Here is a 20,048-nt window from a genome sequence, read left to right on the forward strand (position 1 = left end):
TTTATAGAAATTAGATGAGTTTGCCAAATCCACCAACAACCTTAAAACGCTTTCCTAATAATTAAATTACTTATCAAAAAGTATATATTTTAGTATTTCTACGTAATACTTACTATTTAGGATACAATAACTTGTTAATTAGTTAAACAAAAAGTGGAATATTTTTTGTTAGCCGGCCAACGGAAGGCTAAAACTGAAGGTGCTGCCCCTGCCAACCTGGGATGTTACCCATAAGCGGCCATCATTAAATTCTACCAGTTCTTTACACAAAAACAGGCCTATGCCTGTGCCCACTTCGCCCATAGTACCGTTTTCTGTAAAACGCGAATTAAGGCTGAATAATTTGAGCTGCTGTTCCGTGGCAATACCTTTACCTGTATCGTTTATGCTGATAATAAGTTCCCTATCGTTAACGGTGCTGCTCAGGGTTATAGCGCCATTATTATCGGTAAACTTTATTGCATTGCTGATGAGATTACCCATAATCACCTTAATATGCTTTTCATCGGCCTTTACACAGTGGCCGGCAATAGCCGCATTTTGAAACCTGATGTTTTTTTGGAGCAACTGGTAACTATAGGTTTGTGCCATCTCTTCTCCTATGGAATGTATATCGATAACGGATGGACTAATATTTATACCCCTGATCTGGCTTCCCGCCCATTCCAGCAAATTGGATAATATAAGTTCGGCCCCTTTTATAACCGGCTCCATTTTCTTCATCAGGCCATGCATATCTTCAAGATCTAAATTATTATTATCAAATAAACCTATAATACTACGGAGGTTGGCAAAAGGTGTACGCAGATCATGCCCTATAATGGCCAATAGTTTATCTTTTAACTTGTTTACTGCCTCAAGGTTTGCGGATTGCTCGGCTATCAGGTCTTTTTGAACTACCAGGGCTTCATGCTGCCTGTGCAGTGTATTACTCAGCAATCTCTTTTGGTTATAATTGTAAAAAGTGATGTATAAAGCAATAAGCACCACAACCAATGATGATATAAGTGTAAGGATAGTAATACTTTGAAAATGAATCTTTTCTTTGTCTGCCTTGGCCTTATACTGAATCGTCTCAATCTCGTTAAGCCGGGTATTAAGGGCAAAGTAATTCTGAATTAGTTCGGTATTGCGAATTTTGCTGGTTGAGTTAAGATTATTCAACCCGGTGCTGTATTTTTTTTGATAGGCGAGGGCATTTGCCAGGTCTTTTTTTTGTTCAAAGCTGAACATTAAGGTTTTATATGCATCCGATAACCCATCCATCAAACCTATACTATCTGACAAGGCCGCACCCTTCTTCGCATACTCAATTGCTTTATCAAATTGCTTAAGCCCGTTGTAGTTATAAGCATATTCAATATATGTTTTGGCACGTAGCCGCTTGTTATTGGTTTTAAAGCTCATCCTGATAGCGGTATCATCATACGCTATTGACCGTTCAAATTGGTTTTGAAGGCGTTGAATTGAGCTGAGGCGGGTGTATATAATATTTATATTTCCAAAGTCATTAATCATGCTACAAAATTTTAAAGCCAGCATGCTGGCTGTTGTTGCTTTATCATAATTATGCATTCTGATGTAAAGCAAGGCTTTTTCACTATAAAATTCTGCCAGCATCTTTGTATTGGCGCCGGCATATTTTAAAGAAATATCTAAATTACGGATAGCTTCATTGTAGTTTTTAAGTTCGAGATATGTACGCCCAATAGAATTATAGCACTCGGCTAACAGAACATGCCTGTCTTTTGGAATAATAGTTAAAGCCCTGTTTAAATAGAACAAGCTTATTGGATAATATGACTGTGACCAATACACATGCCCCAGGTTTAAAAACCCATAGCCTATACCATAATCGTACTTTATTTTTTCGGAAAGCAGCAAAGCTTTTTCGGCCATACGCCTTGCAGAATCAGGATTACGTACATATATATCATCTGCCGTTATATTTAGCCTATCTACATATATTTTTGTAGCCGCGTTAGTTGCCGGTAATTCTTTAGAAATTTGTTTTTGTGCATAGGTTACCCTGCACATAAGCGCTAACAATAGTAACTGGCTAAAAATTCGCCTCATTTATTTAGGGAGTTGGGGTATATGCTTTGTTATGCCGGAGCTTGTTTCATCTCACGTGCAAGGCTGTACGGCTTGTAGCCGACCTGTTCTATGGAATTCAAATCCGTTAGCTGACTAACTGGATGATTTCTTTTTTTAATCTTTATTCTTTATCCGGCCACCAAACATCTTTCTCCCTCAAGCATCTGAATACAATGCTCATAATTATCGGGCATTTTTATTTGCTCCACTTCCTTCATATAACTTTGCTTAATTTCTTTACGACGGCGTGCCTCTATAAATCGCCTTACCTGCTCACGTTGTTCCAATATCAATCCGGGAACCTTAGCGGGCTTATTATTATCGTCTTTGGCTACCATGGTAAAATAGCTGGTGTTTGTGTGCTTCACAGAGCTATTTTTGATATTTTCTGATATAACCCTGATACCTACTACCAATGATGTATTGCCTACATAGTTAACCGAAGCCATTAATGATACCAGTTCGCCCACTTCAACAGGGTGCAAAAAATCGACTGTATCAATAGATGCAGTTACACAATAATTACCTGCATGTTTAGCGGCGCATACATAAGCCACCTTATCCATAAGCGACAGCAGAATCCCTCCATGAATCTTTCCACCAAAATTGGAATAAGAAGGGATCATAAGTTCGGTGATAGTAGTTTCAGAAAAACTTACCGTTTTATAATCAGATTGATCGAAGTGGGCTGTCATGTAATAAGAATTGTGGTTACAAGTTTAAGCATCCCGTACTATTAATGCAACAGGCGTATTACATTATTGCAACAATAGTATTACATGATAAAACTTCATTAAACCTTAATGGTCCATAGGGTAGCTTTCCTAAACTATGAAAAAACAGCTATCGGTCACTTTTACACTTTTGCTATCATTTACAACTATTTGCCCAGCAAAGCCGCCCGGTAATGGCCGCAATGGCGGGGCGGCGGTAGAAACCGATTTTAGCGCGATGGGTTTGATATTGATAACAACCTGTTATATATTTACCCAAAATCAATAATACACTTGAAAAATATTATCCTGCTAATTGTTTTCTTTTTTTTTATGAATGCCGCACATGCACAGGAAACTGTTGAACGCAGTCATAGAATTAATGATCATATTACAGAAAAACTACATGTGTTAAAAAGCGACAAAAGTACAAGGCAGGGTTTGTACCAGGCTGTGTATAACAGAAAAATAGCGATAGCAAGCGGTCAGTTTGATAAAGATCTTAAAATTGGCATATGGCATTTTTACGATCCTGCTGGCCGTTTACTGCAGAATTACGATTACACCAAAAAGGAGCTTTTGTATGAAGCTCCGGAGGATACCACCTCGAGTCTGCGTTATTTTGTAGATAAACAGCTGGCCGATACCGATCATACCACCAAGCCGGTTAAAGCAGGTGGAAGATACTATGGATACCTTCCCTATTTAAAATTATTTAAGTTACCGGCAAACCTGATGGATATCAATCGGGATGTTTCTATGGCAGTTATTGAATTACTGGTTAGCCCGGGTGGCAGACTGGCTTATTTTAAAGTGAGTATTTACAGCGGCAACTTCTCAAAAACCTTCAATATGAATATCAACGCTTTAAACGAAGAAGAAAAGGTATTTATACCTGCAACGCTGAATGGTGAACCCATAGGTTGCCGGCTATTAATAAAATGCTTTATTGATAACGACGGGACTTTGATGTTTTAATACCTACAAATCCTCCCCTGCCGGGCCTTTCCCTTTGTTTGATGATTCTACCTCGTATTCAACCTTTTCGCCGGGTTTTAGTTTGGCTTGCACGGCAAGCAGGGTATCTTCCCCGGTATTTTCTCCTATTTCATCATTGTGCAAATCCGAATCATCATTTTTATTATCGATGGGTTTCATGACTTTATATATTAATTATCTTTAATTATTTCTCCGTGATCCATTTGATAGCCTCATCCAGGTCTTCTAACTGGTAGCCTTTATACTTACCCGGTAATATGTATTTAAACAGGTGGCTAAACTCTCTTACCCCATTTTGATCAGTAACTATAGCCAGTTTGCCCCATTTGGTAAAGTATTTAAGGCCAATACCAATATCTCCACACCAGGCACCGGCTTCAAAGTTTTTTATTACTGTCTCCAATACCAGCAGAAAATTTATTTTTCCATTTTCCTTTATATGCTCGTCAAGCAACGGCTCAAGGGCTTCTTTATAGTCCTTATTAGTCATCACGCCAACGGCATGTATACCTAAAATGTTTTTCGGCAGATATTTTAAGTGTTCGAGCATTTATGTATACTATATATTAACAATAATTCACACAAAAATCACACCATTAATTACCAAAAACAGCCTTTTTTCATACATAAACAGGGTTTTAAGTGTAATTTACCTGGCAATAGGTTCATCTTTTGGCTTCCAATTTATAGTATCTTTGTAATTGTTATGCAAAACAGGACGCTTTATAGTCAATTGATTAAAAACGAAGCCCAAAAGCTTGGTTTTTTGTTTTGYGGAATATCAAAAGCCGGGTTCCTGGAAGAAGAAGCTCCCCGTTTAGAATCATGGTTAAAAAAGAACATGCATGGCGAAATGCAATACATGGAAAACCACTTTGATAAACGCCTTGACCCGCGCCTGTTAGTGGATGGTGCAAAATCTGTGATCTCATTAGGCATTAACTATTATACAGATCATAAACAGACTGATCCCTCGGCACCCAAAATATCAAAATATGCATATGGGATAGATTACCATACTGTTATAAAAGATAAACTAAGGCAGTTGTTACAGATTGTTAACGAGAAGATTGGTGAAGTGGGGGGCCGTGTATTTGTTGATTCGGCACCGGTACTGGATAAGGCCTGGGCCAAACGGGCCGGCCTGGGCTGGATAGGTAAAAACTCTAATCTTTTAAACAAAAAAAACGGCTCCTTCTTTTTTTTAGCCGAACTCATCATCGACCTGGAACTGGAATATGATATAGCCCCTACTGCCGACCATTGCGGCACCTGTACCAATTGCATTGATGCCTGCCCTACTGATGCCATAGTTGGCCCTTACGTGGTTGATGGAAGCCGGTGCATCTCCTACCTCACCATCGAACTTAAGAACGAGATCCCCGCGGAATTTAAAGGCAAAATGGATAACTGGATGTTTGGTTGCGATATCTGCCAGGATGTATGCCCCTGGAACCGTTTCTCGATATTAAACAACGAACCGGCTTTTAATCCCCACCCCGATCTGCTGGATCTGAAAGCTGCTGACTGGCAGGAAATCACCCAGGATGTTTTTCAAAAGGTATTCAAAAACTCGGCTGTAAAGCGTACCAAATTTACCGGCTTAAAAAGGAATATAGATTTCCTGAAATCATAGCTACGAGTGGTCATCTGCAGGGAATTTATTTGCGAAATTGGTGGAAATATATCCAACAAAAAGCACCTCTTTTAACACACCGTTCGTGCACCTTTCCGGCACCGTTTGAATCACTTTATCTATACCTGCTGCACTCCTTTGAGCATCTTTTTACAGCTTCTTAATAATACTTATTTATCTCAAAATAAGACAGTTACCATAAAACAACATCTTACGAGCCTTCATATTCTAAAACAAGCCGGGCGTTTATCCTTCAAGATAATCGCCCGGCTTATTTATATACAAATTTACAAAATTTCAATTAAAAAAATCTCATATCTAAAATCTCATATCTAAGCAAACTACCCCTTCTTAAATTTCAATGCCAGTTGTGCCAGCATATCGTCATTAACGGGTTGGGCGGGTTCGTCCTTCTTTTTAAAAGGTTTGGGTGGATATTGTGTTTTGGTATGATCCGGTTTATGGAATTCCTTTTTAGGGTAGTCAGTTTTTGGCGCTTCTGACTTGGGCGCCTGAGTTTGCTCAACTGATTTTTGTTGCTGATGTTGTGCAGCATTTTTTGCCTGGCGCTCAGCATTCTTTTTAGCGCTCCAGCGGGTGTGTATTTCTTCGAGCTTGCGTTTAGTATATAACGGAAAATCGCCCTGCATCATCCACGAATAATAGCTTGGCTCGGCATTCAGTACATCCTCTACCCGTTTGCCTTTGTGCTTGCCAAAGTTTATCGTTTCCTCCCCTTGTTCATTGTAAACCATCCGGCCTGCAAAATCAACAGGCCTACTCAGGTTGGTAAATTTATGCAGCGCCTCAACATCACCAACAACAGGAGTAGTAACATTGCCTTTTTTATCTTCCCATTGCATATTTTCATAACGCTCAATCTGCGCCAGCAACACTTCCATGGTGGCACGGGTATCAGCCTCGGCCGAGTGAGCATTCTCTATCGTTTTTTCACAATAAAACTGGTAAGCAGCTTTAAGTGTACGCTGCTCCATTTGGTGAAATATATTTTGTACATCCACAAAATGACGCTCATCCAAAGTAAACGAAACGCCGGCGCGTAAAAATTCCTCCATCAGCATCGGGATATCAAACTTGTTGGAGTTGTACCCTGCCAGGTCGCTATCGCCAATAAATTCGGCTATATCGTTGCCAAGGGCTTTAAATTGCTGCTCGTCCTGTATATGCTCGTCATAAATACCGTGTACCAACGATGATTCCAATGGAATTGGAATACCGGGGTTAACACGCCATGTTTTAACCTCTTCACTACCATCAGGGTGAAGCTTAATAACTGATATTTCAACTATCCGGTCGGCTCCTATATTGGTACCCGTAGTTTCAAGATCGAAAAAGGCCAGCGGGCGTTTTAATTTTAGTTTCATTGTAAATGATTCAGTAATACTGTAAAGGTCGCAAATGTCTTAAAAAGAATCAGCACAATAAATTTTTTAATTTAATTAATAATTCATTTTTATGTATTAAATTGATACCACCCTAATTATTGCAATTATTGTATGAAAAAAAACCTACTTATTATTATCTTATTTATTGGTATTCAACACTTTGTAAAGGCTCAGGATTTTGAAGAAAGTGTAACCACCGAAGACCTCGACCTAAAAAAATACGCAAAAGATACATCGGCCCACGCCTTGTTTTTAAACGAGTTTGGCAAAAGCAGGATTGATGTAGTAAGTGATGATCATGTACGCCTGATTTTTAATTATCATGCCCGCATCAAAATATTTGATACAAACGGCCTTGAAAGTGGTACTATTGAAATACCTATTCACCATAGTAGTAATAACGAAACAACAGAAGAGGTTGACGAGATAGTTGGCACTACATACTATCGCGACGATGATGGCCTTATGCGCAGCGCCCCCCTTGATGTTAAAAAAGTATATACTGTAAAAGATTACAAATACCGAAGCACCGTAAAATTTGCCTTGCCGGGTTTGCGGCCGGGTTGCGTTATCGATTTCAGGTATAAGCTTACATCGCCTTACCTTAATGAGTTTAGAAATTGGGATTTTCAGGATGAATTACCAAAAGAGCATTCAAAATATGAGGTGCATATTCCAGCTTTTTGGGTTTTTAATGCATCACTGCGTGGCAGTTTAAAGCTATCAAACAGCACTTCGGAGCTTGAACGCGAATGCTTTTCATCCCATGGCGCAAAATGTGATTGCTCGCACATCACTTATGAAATGAAAGATATCCCCGCCTTTGTATCTGAAGACTATATGACCTCGCCTAAGAATTTTTTAGCCGCCATTTACTTTGATGAGGTTGAATGGACCAACCCGTACACCAGCGCAAAAACAGTTGTTTCAAAAACCTGGAAAGATATTGAACATCAGCTTAAAACAGATGAGTTTTTTGGTTCGCAATTTAAGCGCAAAGAACTGATGAAGGATAGGATAACTACCGTGATTGCCGGAAAAACAGATGAACTGGAAAAAGCGAAAGCAATTTATGCGTACCTGCAAAAATGGTTTAAATGGAATGATATTACAACAATTTACAGTCCGGATGGTATAAAAAAAGCGTATGAGGCGCATACCGGCACCATTGGCGATATTAACCTGGCCCTGGCTGCAGCGTTAAGGGCAGCAGACCTAAACACAGAGGCGGTTGTACTATCAACCCGCAATAATGGCAATATTAACATGCTTTACCCGGTAATTAATGATTTTAATTATATAGTTGCCAAAGTTAATATTGGCGATAAAAGTTACCTGCTTGATGCTACCGATCCTTTGTTATCATTTGGCCTCCTACCCCTCAAATGCCTTAATGATAAAGGCCGGGTTATCAGTCTGGATAAACCATCATACTGGATTGAATTAAATGGGTTACAGAAGGAGTCGTCGACAAAATCACTTGATCTTACTTTGCTTGATAATGGTAAGCTTAAAGGCACCATAACTAATTATTATTCGGGTTACGATGCTTATTTAAAACGTAAAGCCATTAAAAAATTCAATTCGGTTGATGAATACGTAGAAAACCAGGACGAAAAATTGCCAAAGCTAAAGATCCTGAAATCAAGTATTTCAAACCTGGATAGCCTGGATATGCCGCTTGGAGAAACCTTTGAGGTTGAAATTGATGCGTTTGATAACATGAACCATAGCCGACTGGTATTTAACCCATTTTTATGGGATAAAATAACAACCAATCCATTTAAGCTTGCCGAAAGGGATTACCCGGTTGACTGGGGAATGGCATCAGATAGTCGTTTAATACTAAATATGCACCTGCCCGATGCTTATACAGTTGAAACCCCGCCGCAGTCTGTTGCATTTAAAATGCCCGGAAACGGTGGTATGTATGCGAGTAATTTTGACAGCCTTGGCAGCGCCTTCACATTCTCAAGCATAATAAAGTTTACCAAACCTGTTTACACTTCGGAAGAATACCCTTACCTAAAAGAGCTTTATAATAAGATCATCCTTACCGAAAAAGCCGATATGGTTTTCAAGAAAAAATAATGAAAGTACTTGTAACGCTGTTATCAATCCTGGCATTAAGCATAAGCGCCGGTGCGCAGGAAAACTATGACGTATCGCTGATACCTAAAGATCTGCTGCCCTACGCCGGCGCCGTTGTACGCAATGAAGAGCTTAATATTGAAGTAAAAGATTTGAATAATACTTTTTACCATATAAAACAGGCCATAACTATATTAAATAAAAATGGCGCCGAAGAAGCCGAAATAGTTGTGTTTCATGACAAAGCCAATATTATAAAAGGTATAAAGGGAATAGTATACAACCAGTTTGGCAAACCGATAAGTAAGTTTTCTGAAAGCGACTTTGAGGATGTTGACGCGGTGAGCCGGTCGACACTGTTTGATGATACCAAGGTTAAACATTTTAACCCGGCAGTTACCGATTATCCCTATACCGTTGCTTATGAATACGACATAAAATCAAAGCAATCGCTCAACTTCGCCGATTGGGTACCCAATTCCTCAACAGGTGTTGCCGTTGAAAAAAGCACTTATACTTTTAGTAGTAAGCCCGATTTCAGGATCAGGTATAAAGAGTTAAATGTTCCTGTTAAGGTAGTTATAGGCACCAATAAGCAGGGAGAAAGCACATACACCTGGCAGTTAACAAATTTAAAGGCCATAAAGGAAGAGCCATACAGCCCCAATCACGATAAATATTTGAGCAGGGTAAAAATAGCTCCCGAAAAATTTGAATACCTGGGCGTACCCGGATCATTTAATGATTGGAACGGGATGGGTAAATGGATCTATGATAAATTACTGGTCAGTCGTACAGCGCTCCCGGGATCAACTATCGACAGAATGAAGGAGATCACCAACGGAATTAACGATCCTAAATTGAAAGCCAAAAAAATTTATGAGTACATGCAGGGCAAAACACACTATATAAGTGTACAGGTTGGCATAGGCGGGTACCAGCCGTTTTTGGCAAGCGATGTGGACCAGCAAAATTATGGCGACTGTAAAGCATTGGTAAATTATACCCAGGCGCTGCTTAAGGCGGTTGATATCGACGCTTACTATTGTATTGTAAAGTCGGGCTCGCGCAAGCAAAGCCCTTTAACTGATTTTGCCAGCATGAACCAGTTTGACCACGTTATACTGTGCCTGCCGTTTAAAAACGACACCACTTTCCTGGAATGCACAAGCCAGAAAATACCTTTCGGCTTTTTAAGTGATTTTACCGATGATCGTTATGTATTAGCCTGCACACCCGATGGCGGTAAATTGCTGCATACACCTAAATACACAGCCCAGGATAACCTGCAATACTGCAAAGCCAGTTTCAGCATAAATGCTGATGGGATGTTAACAGGCGATATGCTTACCACGTTTAAAGGCACACAGTATGAAAACCGTGAATATATTATCCAGGAAGCACCAAAAGAGCAGGTAAAAAGCCTTCAAAAGGAATACCCTATAAATAATCTCGAAATTGAAAAGTTTGAATTTAAACAGGATAAAAGCCTGAACCCGGTAGCTACAGAAACTATAAAGCTAAGCGCGCCCGATTATGGATCGGCAAACAACGGTAAGATAGATTTTTTAGCTAATGCCATTAACCGGACAGGAGGAACACCCCGCGAAGTACGTAACAGGCGTAACGCTTTATATATAAACAGGGGCTATACCGATGAAGACGAAATTAGGTATACCCTGCCTAAAGGTTACCATGTTGATATGCGCCCAGCAAGTATATCCATAGAAAAGCCCTTTGGAAAGTTTTCTGTTTCGACCATAATACTTGGCGATCAGCTGGTATATAAACGCAAGCTGCAGGTAATTGACGGCACTTACAATAAAGATCTGTACCAGGAGTTTGTCGACTTTTACCAGGCCATAAGCGAAACGGATAACAGCAACGTAACCCTGGTTAAAAATAACTAAATATTACAATACCGAGAATGATACCAATGATCATGACCAGGTACAGTAAAATTTCGTTCCCTGCAAATTTTTTATACTTTGTCCAAAATGAGTATTCTTCTTTTTGATTTGACATAAGGATGCAAAAATATTCATTTTTTAATGCAGTTTGTAATAACCACTTTTAAATATTTATTGACATCATCGAAGCTCTTGTAGAGGCGCATCACATGCGCTTCCCGCCAGGTTCGATTTGCATGTGGGAGACGCATGTGATGCGTCTCTACAAAAACAGCATTAATAATCAATACATTAGAATTATGTCGTTGCGGCACTAAGCTGCGCTACCCATGACGTGTTTGCAAAAAAGCCTTTTGTCATGCTGAACGAAGTGAAGCATCTATTATTCGCCATGCTTCTTCGCCCTGTACAGTCTGCGAATAGATCCTTCACTCCGTTCAGGATGACAAACCCGTTAAAACGTCATTTCCCCTTCAGAGTCCCCGGATTTTAGCTCTCAATGACATAGTGTTGTTGGGTTCTAATACAGCTTCTAAGTGTTATGGATATTGTTTGCCGTATTGTTATAATCGGGTTTAACCACTGGTTTTTCAGTTTTCTTAATACTTCCGCAGGCCGAAACAAGCACAGTTACAGCAACCACAAAAAGCATTGCGCAATACCTATGTGAATTGAATAGCCAAAGTTTTAAAGCTGGCATAACAAATTAAGTTACTGATATATAAACTTACAAATACATATCGATAACCAAAAGACACCCTGAAAATAAATTAGTTACATCATGAGGAGCAAAGAGAGGTAGATTAAGGAGCAAAGACGGAAAGATTAAGGACAAAAGACTAAATTGCCTCCCCCAATTTGATAGACCACTCACCACTCACCACTCACCACTCACCACTCACCACTCACCACTCACCACTCACTAATTAGTCGACACAGTTACCTCATCAACGGAGCCCGCCCTGGAAAAGTATTTGTATAAAGAAGGATCGCGCAGTTTTACAATGATAACCCCACGCCTTGAGCTGGCATGAACCACATATCCGTTTTGAAGGTATACTCCAACATGGCTAAACTGCCTGCCATCAAAATCAAAGAAAACCAGGTCGCCTTCTTTTAATTCGTCCTCATATTTACGCTTGATAACAGTAATTTGCTGGCTCGTCATGCGTGGAATGGTAATACCATACACCTGCTGCTCCAAAAGAAAAGCCAGTCCAGAGCAATCAACCCCGTCTTTATCCAGGCCACCAAATTTATAGGGAGTGCCCATCCACTGTTCGATAAAAGCATATAACCTGCCGTTTTCTATATCGCTTTTGCTTACGCCCATAATTTCGGCATATTTGGATGCAATATCAGCATTTGGCTTCACCACCTCACCCGGCTGCCCCCTCATCGCAGCTTTGCGCGAATGGCAGGAGGTAAAAATTACCGGCAAAAAAAACAAAACGAAGCAATATAAAAGAAGGCGATGTTTGGTCATGCGGTAAAAATAGAATTTAAGCGCGAGTGAATAAGGCGGATGTTTTTAACATATCCACACAATTTGAAAATTTGAATATCTGTCAATTTGAAAATGAGGCCTTCCTGATTTTCAAATCTTCAAATCACCAAATTTTCAAATTACAAGCATCTAACTTTTTATCACCCTTTGAATCTCATCCAGTTTCATTAAAGCTTCTACGGGTGTTAAGGTGTTAACATCAAGGTTGTTCAGCGTATCGCGGATCTTTACCAGTACGGGATCGTCTATTGAGAACATCTGCATCTGTACGGCTTGCTTCTGCACCTTGCGGATGCTTTCTTTGATATGCTCGCCGCCGGTACGTTCGTTTTCGAGTTTTTTTAGTATTTCGTTGGCCCGGCTCAATACCTTTTGCGGCATCCCGGCTAATTTGGCTACGTGGATCCCGAAGCTGTGCTCGCTGCCGCCCGGTACCAGCTTACGCAGGAAAATGATCTGCTGGCCAACCTCTTTTACCGATACGTTAAAATTCTTGATGCGGTTAAAAGTATTGCTCAACTCGTTCAGTTCATGGTAGTGGGTGGCAAACAGGGTTTTAGCTTTGGCTGCCGGGTGATTATGCAGGTATTCGGCGATTGACCATGCGATGGAAATACCATCATAGGTTGATGTGCCCCTGCCAATCTCATCCAGCAAGATCAAACTCCGGTCGGATATGTTATTGAGGATACTGGCCGTCTCGTTCATCTCCACCATAAAGGTTGATTCGCCTGATGAAAGGTTATCTGATGCCCCTACCCTTGTAAAGATCTTATCTACCAGGCCTATAGAAGCCGATTTGGCCGGCACAAAGCAACCCATCTGGGCCATCAGCACAATTAACCCGGTTTGCCTTAACAGGGCCGATTTACCCGCCATATTGGGCCCGGTAATAATGATGATCTGCTGTGTTTCCGAATCGAGGTATACATCATTGGTGATATAACTCTCGCCCAGCGGCAGGTTCTTTTCAATAACCGGGTGCCTCCCTCCTTTAATATCAAGCACCCGGCTTTCGTTCATCTCGGGCTTTGCATAGTAGTTTTTAATGGATATGGTAGCAAAGTTAAGCAGCACATCCAAACGGGCTATCAGCTGTGCGTTAAGTTGTATCGGCTTAATGTATTCGGCAAGTGAGTAAAGCAGATCGTTGTACAGGCGGGTTTCCAGCGCCAGGATCTTTTCTTCGGCTCCCAGGATCTGTTCTTCGTATTCTTTTAGTTCGGGGGTTATATAACGCTCGGCATTTACCAGCGTTTGTTTACGGATCCACTCCGAAGGCACCTTATCCCGGTGACTGTGGGTAACTTCAAGGTAATAGCCGAATACATTGTTGAATGATACTTTTAAAGACGGGATCCCGGTAGCTTCGGCCTCGCGTTTCTGGATCTCCAGCAGGTAACCTTTACCGCCGAAAGCTATTTTACGCAGCCTGTCCAATTCCTCGCTGATTCCCTCGTTCATCACCGAGCCTTTCACAATCATCACCGGCGGCTCGGGATGCAGCTCACGTTCTATTCTTTCGCAGATAAGCACACAGGGATTTAGCTGCTCACCTATGGCGCGTAATGGTAAACTCTCTGATGTTTCGGCTATTTTTTTAATAGAGCCGATTGCCATCAGTGCTTTTTTAAGCTGACTAACCTCACGGGGATTTGCCTTTTGCAGACCAATCTTAGAGATCAGCCGTTCCAGGTCTCCAATCTGGCGGATGTAGTTTTGCAGGCTTTCGCGTAGCTCTTCATGCTCAATCATGTACTCTACCACGCCTAAACGATCGTTGATAGGTTTAATCTCCTTTAGGGGCATCACTATCCAGCGGCGCAGCAGGCGGGCCCCCATGGGCGAACAGGTATGATCAAGTACATCAACCAGGGTAAGGGCATTATCGTTGGTTGAGCCCACCAGTTCCAGGTTGCGTACGCTGAACCTATCCAGCCATAAATACCTGTCCTCTTCAATCCTGCCAATGGCGCTTATGTGCTGCAGATTACGGTGCTCTGTTTCATTAAGGTAATGTATGGCTACCCCCGCGGCAATAATACCAAGGTTAAGCTTATCAATACCAAAACCCTTGAGAGATTTTACGCCGAAATGCTTCAGCAGCGTTTCGGTAGCGTAATCGCCGCTGTAGGGCCATTCGTCAAGGGCGTAGGTATAAAACCGGTCACCATAGTTGTCTTTAAAATCGCGGGTGCGGCTTTTAGGGTAGATCACCTCCGATGGCGAAAAGCTTTGCAGCAGCTTATCAATATAATCGCTGTTACCCTGCGCCGTGTGGAACTCACCTGTTGAAATATCTATAAGGGCTATGCCAATAGTATTTTTTTCAAAGTGCAGCGATGCCAGGTAGTTGTTACTCTTTTGGTTAAGTATATTATCGTTGGTAGCCACGCCGGGTGTCACCAGCTCGGTAACGCCGCGCTTAACAATGGTTTTGGTGGTTTTGGGATCTTCAAGCTGATCGCAGATGGCTACGCGCTGCCCGGCACGTACCAGCTTGGGCAGGTAGGTATCCAACGAATGATGCGGGAAGCCTGCCAGCTCAATATGCGTACCTACGCCATTACCACGACGGGTAAGTACAATGCCCAGTATACCGGCGGCCTTAATGGCATCTTCGCCAAATGTTTCGTAAAAATCACCCACGCGGAACAGCAGCAAAGCACCGGGGTACTTCACCTTTATGGCGTTATATTGCTGCATTAAGGGGGTTTCTTTGGTAGTATCTTTAGCCAAGCGGTTTACTCCTTTTGTTAATCGGGTAAAGTTAATGCATTGGCTGCGGTTTTAGGGCATTGTGGAAAAGTTGGGTTGATGTGGATATCAGGTGCGGGGAGCGGGGTGCGGGGTGCGGGAATGGGTGTTCGCAATCAACCTGGTATTACAAACCAAAAGGTGGATCCTTTGCCTTCTTCGCTTTCAACATCAATATAACCCTCGTGCCGCTTGATGATCTCGGATGAAATAAATAAGCCCAATCCTAATCCCGCATATTTTTTAGAGTTTTGATCAACCCGGTAAAAGCGGTCGAAAAGTAATGGTAACTTATCTGTTGGAATGCCGATACCAAAATCGGTGACAGCTATTTTGATCCCCTCATTCAACTTTTCAGTTTTAATGATCACTTTATCGCTTTTTGGAGAATACTTAATGGCATTCGAGATCAGGTTGATTAAAACCTGTTCCAAACGATTCCTATCAGCATAGATTTGCAAACGGGCCTCACCCTCTAATATGATCTGATGGGTTGGCGAATTATTTTGTAATTCGTCCATACATTCAGCTATTAAGTCCTCCAGGATAAAATCTGATTTTCTTAATTCCAGTTTTCCCGATTGGATCTTGGTAACATCCAATAAGTCTTTAATCAATTCGGTAAGTTTATCAACCTGTTTATTGGCTTTTTGTGCAAAGGCATACAAAGGTTTCATTTCCTCCTTCATCTGGGTTGCGCGCTCAATAATTTGCAGTATCGCCTTTAAACTGGTAACCGGCGTTTTTAATTCATGACTGGCTATGCTAATAAATTCATCCTTTTTGCCCAACAATTCCATGGTAGCTTCGTCAATAAGTTTTTGAGCTGTTATATCCAGTAAGGTTCCAATAAATCGAATGGAGAGGCCCTGGTTGTCAAAATAGGCACGGCCTTTTGCTTTAAGCCATTTAATTTTTTCCTGGATAGGGATGGTCCTGAACTCAATATCAAACTCTTCGGAATGCCGCTCACGAAGTGTTTCGTTTATGCTATTCTCCACACGGACAAGATCATCAGGGTGGATCTTTTCTAAAAACGCAGATACATTAACGCTGGCTGTTGGTGATAAACCAAATATTTCCCTGCAACGTTTATCCCAAATCAACTCTTTTGTTTGAGGAGTATAATCCCAGGTACCCAGGCCTGCCGAGTCGACCGCAAATTTTAGCCGTTCTTTGCTTTCGTTTAACAAGCGTTCAACTTCAGCCAGTCCCTGTTCAATTTTTCTTTTATCAGTAATATCTTCAATTGAAAGCAAAATAAGCTGTTCGCCATTTACATTGTCAATTTGCCTGGCATTTAAGCACATGAAACGTTTTCCTATTGCGGGGAACACTTGTTCTACTTCAAAATCTTCCAGTTCTTTTTTTTGGGGGAGTATGTTTTCAAGCAACTCTTTAAGTTCGGGTATATCCCACTGACGCTCGCCAAGCTCGTATAGGTAATAACCATCTGTTTGCTTTTCATCAAGCTTAAACTTGTTATAAAATCCGCTTGTAGCACGTTTTACGCGCAGGTCGCTGTCTAAAATAAGTAACGGATCGCGGATGGTTTTTACAATACCTTCTGTATACAGGCGGGCATTGTTTAACTGATCGTTCCTGTCCACTAATTCCTTATTTACGATCATGATCTCCTCATTGGTGCTTTGCAGTTCCTCTTTGGAGGTTTCCAGTTCCTCGTTCAGGCTTTGCAGTTCTTCGCTTCCGGATAGCAGCTCTTCATTAGCACTTTGTAATTCTTCATTAGCTGTTTCCTGCTCCTCTGTAATGGCGCGCATATCGGCGCGGGCCTGTACCAGTTCTTTTTCCAGTTGTTCAACACGCAGGTCGCTTTCATCATAGCTTGCATTGGCACGTGCAGGATTTACCTCATCCGGAACGTGCTGTACGCCTGTTGATGAGGCATTTTGAAAAACAATAAGGTAATACGGTTCAATGGTATCTTTAAGCGGGATAGCCTGTAAATTAACAAAATGCTGTAAGCCGTTCACTTTAAAAAACACAGCGAATTTGCGGGCAGGCAGGTTGGTTTTTGCTGCTGTATGTAAAATGTTCCGCAATTCAAATGATAAGCCTTCACGGGCCATTTTGAGCAGGTTGAAGCTGGGTTTACCAATGGGCGGAATAAGCCATGTTTCGGTAGCCCCCCTAAACTGAATGATATCAAATTTTTCGTTTACCAAAACAGAGGCCGGCATAAAGCTGGCAAGCATGGCTTCATCGGCTATCTTAAAAACATCCTTATCGGTGCTCACCTTTTGAAGGTTTTTATCTATCTCCCTAAAATTTTGCTCCCGGCCAGGCGAATTTACTGCCATAAACCGGCCAATTGGCCCTTTCCTGGTATATATTTTCTCCGCACCATTAAATACCTTAAAAATATCGGTATTGGTTCCAATGGTTTCTGATTTACCAAGCATCAGGTACCCATCCTCATTTAATGCATAGTGAAAAGTAGCCAATGCCTTTTTTTGCAAAACGGGCTCCAGGTAAATCATCACATTACGGCAACTCACCAGGTCGATCTTTGAAAATGGCGGATCTTTAAGTAGGTTATGGCTGGCAAATACACACATATCCCTGATGGCTTTGCTTACCTGGTAAGTACCATCCTGTTTAACAAAAAATTGTTGCAGCCGGGATGAAGAAATACCCTCCACCTCGGTTTGCCGGTAAATGCCGGTACGGGCTTTTGCAATGGCAGTTTCAGAAATATCGGTGGCAAATACCTGGATCTTCATGGCGGCGGCTTTGTCGCCAAGCTGCTCCTGCAAACAGATAGCCATTGAATAGGCTTCTTCGCCTGTAGCGCATCCGGCCACCCAGATCCTTAACGCATCATTAGCCGTTTTTTTGCTGACCAGTGCCGGTAGTATCTCGCGGCACAAAACTTCAAAACTTTGCGCATCCCTGAAAAAGTTGGTAACCGAGATAAGCATATCATTATATAAAGCATCCTGCTCACTCTTGTTTTCACGCAGAAAAACAAGATAATTAGCCGGCTGCTCAATTTTATTTAATGCCATTCGCCTTATAATGCGGCGTTTTAAGGTGCTTTGTTTATAATAGGTAAAATCTACCCCGCGCCGAACACGCAGTACCGTAAGTATTTGCTTAAATGTTTCGTTATCCTGTTCGGGTATTGTATCTGCAATTTCGCGGTTGGAATACTCTGTATGAAAAGGGTGGTTGATGGCTATCAGTTGCTCGGCTATTTTTTGTGGCGGCAAAACAAAATCAACAACTCCGGCTTTAACCGCACTGTTTGGCATGCTGTCAAACGCGGCCGAACCCTCATCCTGGGCAAACGTTAAACCACCGTATGATTTAATAACCTGTAAGCCAAGTGTGCCATCATTTAAAGCGCCGGATAACACAATACCTACAGCATAACTTTGATGAATAACCCCTAACGAAGAAAAGAAAACATCAATTGTATTACTTTTTTTATGTTTTTTATCTATCGGTGTAAGCTTAAGTATGCCATCTGTTGCTGTTACTATTWTATTGGCGGGGATAATATAAAGATTATCCTGCTCCAGATGAATATTATCAGTGATCTGCTGAACTGGAAAAGGCGTTACTTTTTGTAATATCTCGGGTAAAATACTTTCATGACTGGGGCTTAGGTGCTGAATAAAAACATAGGCCATGCCCGACTTAGCCGGCAGGGCCTTTAAAAAAGATTTTACTGCATCTAATCCACCGGCCGAGGCCCCTATGCCAACAACCGGAAACTGTAACGATGAAGTACTTTCCTTACCCTCTTTTTTCATTAATGCTGTATAGCTAACCTGCTTTATGAAGCTGCAAAAAGCCCGAAATATTCGCAGGTTAATTTATACAACTATTTTGGTTAAAAGTACATTAATAACACTGTAGTAAAAAACATTAATTCAACACCAATTGTTTTGCTATTGGTTAAGGTGATCTCCATCATATTTTTACCTGATTATTGAGGAATCCTGAATAAATTCTGCGTTGAACAATTTCTATAAAAAACTATTACTTGTTAAATAATTTATAAAACTGCCTTTTTACTTCTCCCATAGAAATAAATTCGTAAATAGGTTTATGGCTTTTTATGTTTAATAATTCAGGTAGCACATAAAAAGCTTCTTCACTCACTGTTTCTTGTGAAATAACACCAATTGGGATATTTACATTATTTTTTTTATAATAAACAAGCCCTCCCGATGCCCCATGTAATCTAATAGTTGAATAGGCAAAAATATATTTATTTTTATAGTTAAATGTGGTATCGTTAATGGATTTTACCGTGTCAATGATAGGATTCGTTAAGGCAAAATCCGCATCACCTCTAAATCCACACGTGTAAAGGGATGAATTCGGGTTTAGCACCCAACTTTCATTTAAAAGTGATATATTTAATGGATTTATTATTAATTCCTTAGGTATATCTGATTTGTTTACAGGAAGAAAAGCTATGTCAATAATTCTTTTAGTTTCATCCTTTTTAGGTACTTTAAATAACCTTTTTCCATCTGCATTTAATAACTTAAAAACTATTGGAATTCGTTTATTGTAATGGTTTTTAAGCATAACAAGTAAATGACTAGGAATATCTTCCTTGCTGTGTTTATTTACATCAAGTGGACTAATGCCGGAAAGTATATGATAGTTACTTACTAAATAATAATTATTATTGTAGATAATAAAGAAGCAAGTACCGAAATCAAGTGGTTTTTTATTATAAAATTGAGAAACTTGAAAATTTTGATTTAACATGTAATTGGGTTGAGATTTACAATTACTATAAATAAACAATGATAATAATACAGAAGTTAAAATAAGTCTCATAAGGCTATTGGTTAAGTCCGTAATTTATAGAAATAAACTTTGTATTTAAATATTTTTTTAGGGTTTATCAGAAATGTATATCTTTTTAAGTTTCGCAAAGTCTACATC

The 20,048-nt window shown here is 40.6% G+C and carries 14 protein-coding genes; 5 read left to right on the top strand and 9 right to left on the bottom strand.

Features of this window, described 5'->3' with window-relative positions; all coding sequences use genetic code 11:
- Positions 1–168 precede the first annotated feature (168 nt).
- Entirely contained in the window at positions 169–2,076 is a 1,908-nt protein-coding gene (locus AC1DQW_RS17250) for a tetratricopeptide repeat-containing sensor histidine kinase (RefSeq protein WP_477455225.1), read from the bottom strand.
- A 149-nt stretch (positions 2,077–2,225) separates the two neighbouring features.
- Positions 2,226–2,792 carry an acyl-CoA thioesterase gene (locus AC1DQW_RS17255; protein WP_477408082.1) on the bottom strand — a complete coding sequence of 189 codons (567 nt, stop codon included), beginning with the start codon at positions 2,790–2,792 and terminating at the stop codon, positions 2,226–2,228.
- 136 nt (positions 2,793–2,928) lie between these two features.
- Here AC1DQW_RS17255 and AC1DQW_RS17260 point away from each other — a divergent pair, with 136 nt between their 5' ends.
- Both AC1DQW_RS17260 and AC1DQW_RS17265 read left to right on the top strand, forming a co-directional pair.
- Positions 2,929–3,099, top strand: coding sequence for a hypothetical protein (locus AC1DQW_RS17260; protein WP_477455226.1), 171 nt, complete (start codon positions 2,929–2,931; stop codon positions 3,097–3,099).
- Positions 3,100–3,104: 5 nt separating this feature from the next.
- Positions 3,105–3,788 carry a hypothetical protein gene (locus AC1DQW_RS17265; protein ID WP_477455227.1) on the top strand — a complete coding sequence of 228 codons (684 nt, stop codon included), beginning with the start codon at positions 3,105–3,107 and terminating at the stop codon, positions 3,786–3,788.
- Positions 3,789–3,791: 3 nt separating this feature from the next.
- Here AC1DQW_RS17265 and AC1DQW_RS17270 read toward each other — a convergent pair whose 3' ends face one another.
- Positions 3,792–3,968 (bottom strand): hypothetical protein, encoded by a 177-nt coding sequence (locus tag AC1DQW_RS17270; protein WP_477455228.1) that lies wholly within the window; start codon positions 3,966–3,968, stop codon positions 3,792–3,794.
- A 25-nt stretch (positions 3,969–3,993) separates the two neighbouring features.
- Positions 3,994–4,359 (bottom strand): SpoIIAA family protein, encoded by a 366-nt coding sequence (locus tag AC1DQW_RS17275; RefSeq protein WP_477455229.1) that lies wholly within the window; start codon positions 4,357–4,359, stop codon positions 3,994–3,996.
- A 156-nt stretch (positions 4,360–4,515) separates the two neighbouring features.
- Here AC1DQW_RS17275 and queG point away from each other — a divergent pair, with 156 nt between their 5' ends.
- On the top strand, positions 4,516–5,445 hold the full coding sequence (queG, locus tag AC1DQW_RS17280) for a tRNA epoxyqueuosine(34) reductase QueG (protein ID WP_477455230.1): 930 nt from the start codon (positions 4,516–4,518) through the stop codon (positions 5,443–5,445).
- Positions 5,446–5,786: 341 nt separating this feature from the next.
- Here the strand turns inward: queG and AC1DQW_RS17285 are convergent, their stop codons facing one another.
- Positions 5,787–6,830, bottom strand: coding sequence for an exonuclease domain-containing protein (locus AC1DQW_RS17285; RefSeq protein ID WP_477455231.1), 1,044 nt, complete (start codon positions 6,828–6,830; stop codon positions 5,787–5,789).
- Between the two features lie 132 nt (positions 6,831–6,962).
- On the opposite strand from AC1DQW_RS17285, the gene AC1DQW_RS17290 reads away from it, so the two are divergent.
- Positions 6,963–8,942, top strand: a complete 1,980-nt coding sequence (locus AC1DQW_RS17290; RefSeq protein ID WP_477455232.1) for a DUF3857 domain-containing protein — start codon at positions 6,963–6,965, stop codon at positions 8,940–8,942.
- Positions 8,942–10,852, top strand: coding sequence for a DUF3857 domain-containing protein (locus AC1DQW_RS17295; protein ID WP_477455233.1), 1,911 nt, complete (start codon positions 8,942–8,944; stop codon positions 10,850–10,852). The genes AC1DQW_RS17290 and AC1DQW_RS17295 overlap by 1 nt, the downstream gene beginning before the upstream one ends.
- A gap of 922 nt (positions 10,853–11,774) precedes the next feature.
- Here AC1DQW_RS17295 and AC1DQW_RS17300 read toward each other — a convergent pair.
- From AC1DQW_RS17300 to AC1DQW_RS17315, 4 genes are all read right to left on the bottom strand, one after another.
- Positions 11,775–12,338: a C40 family peptidase gene (locus AC1DQW_RS17300; RefSeq protein WP_477455234.1), complete on the bottom strand. Its 564-nt coding sequence runs from the start codon at positions 12,336–12,338 to the stop codon at positions 11,775–11,777.
- 150 nt (positions 12,339–12,488) lie between these two features.
- Positions 12,489–15,098, bottom strand: a complete 2,610-nt coding sequence (gene mutS / locus AC1DQW_RS17305; protein ID WP_477455235.1) for a DNA mismatch repair protein MutS — start codon at positions 15,096–15,098, stop codon at positions 12,489–12,491.
- A 134-nt stretch (positions 15,099–15,232) separates the two neighbouring features.
- Positions 15,233–18,895: a CheR family methyltransferase gene (locus AC1DQW_RS17310; RefSeq protein WP_477455236.1), complete on the bottom strand. Its 3,663-nt coding sequence runs from the start codon at positions 18,893–18,895 to the stop codon at positions 15,233–15,235.
- A gap of 229 nt (positions 18,896–19,124) precedes the next feature.
- Positions 19,125–19,940, bottom strand: coding sequence for a hypothetical protein (locus AC1DQW_RS17315; protein ID WP_477455237.1), 816 nt, complete (start codon positions 19,938–19,940; stop codon positions 19,125–19,127).
- Between the last annotated feature and the right edge of the window lie 108 nt (positions 19,941–20,048).

This window comes from Mucilaginibacter sp. P5_A4, assembly GCF_056400605.1.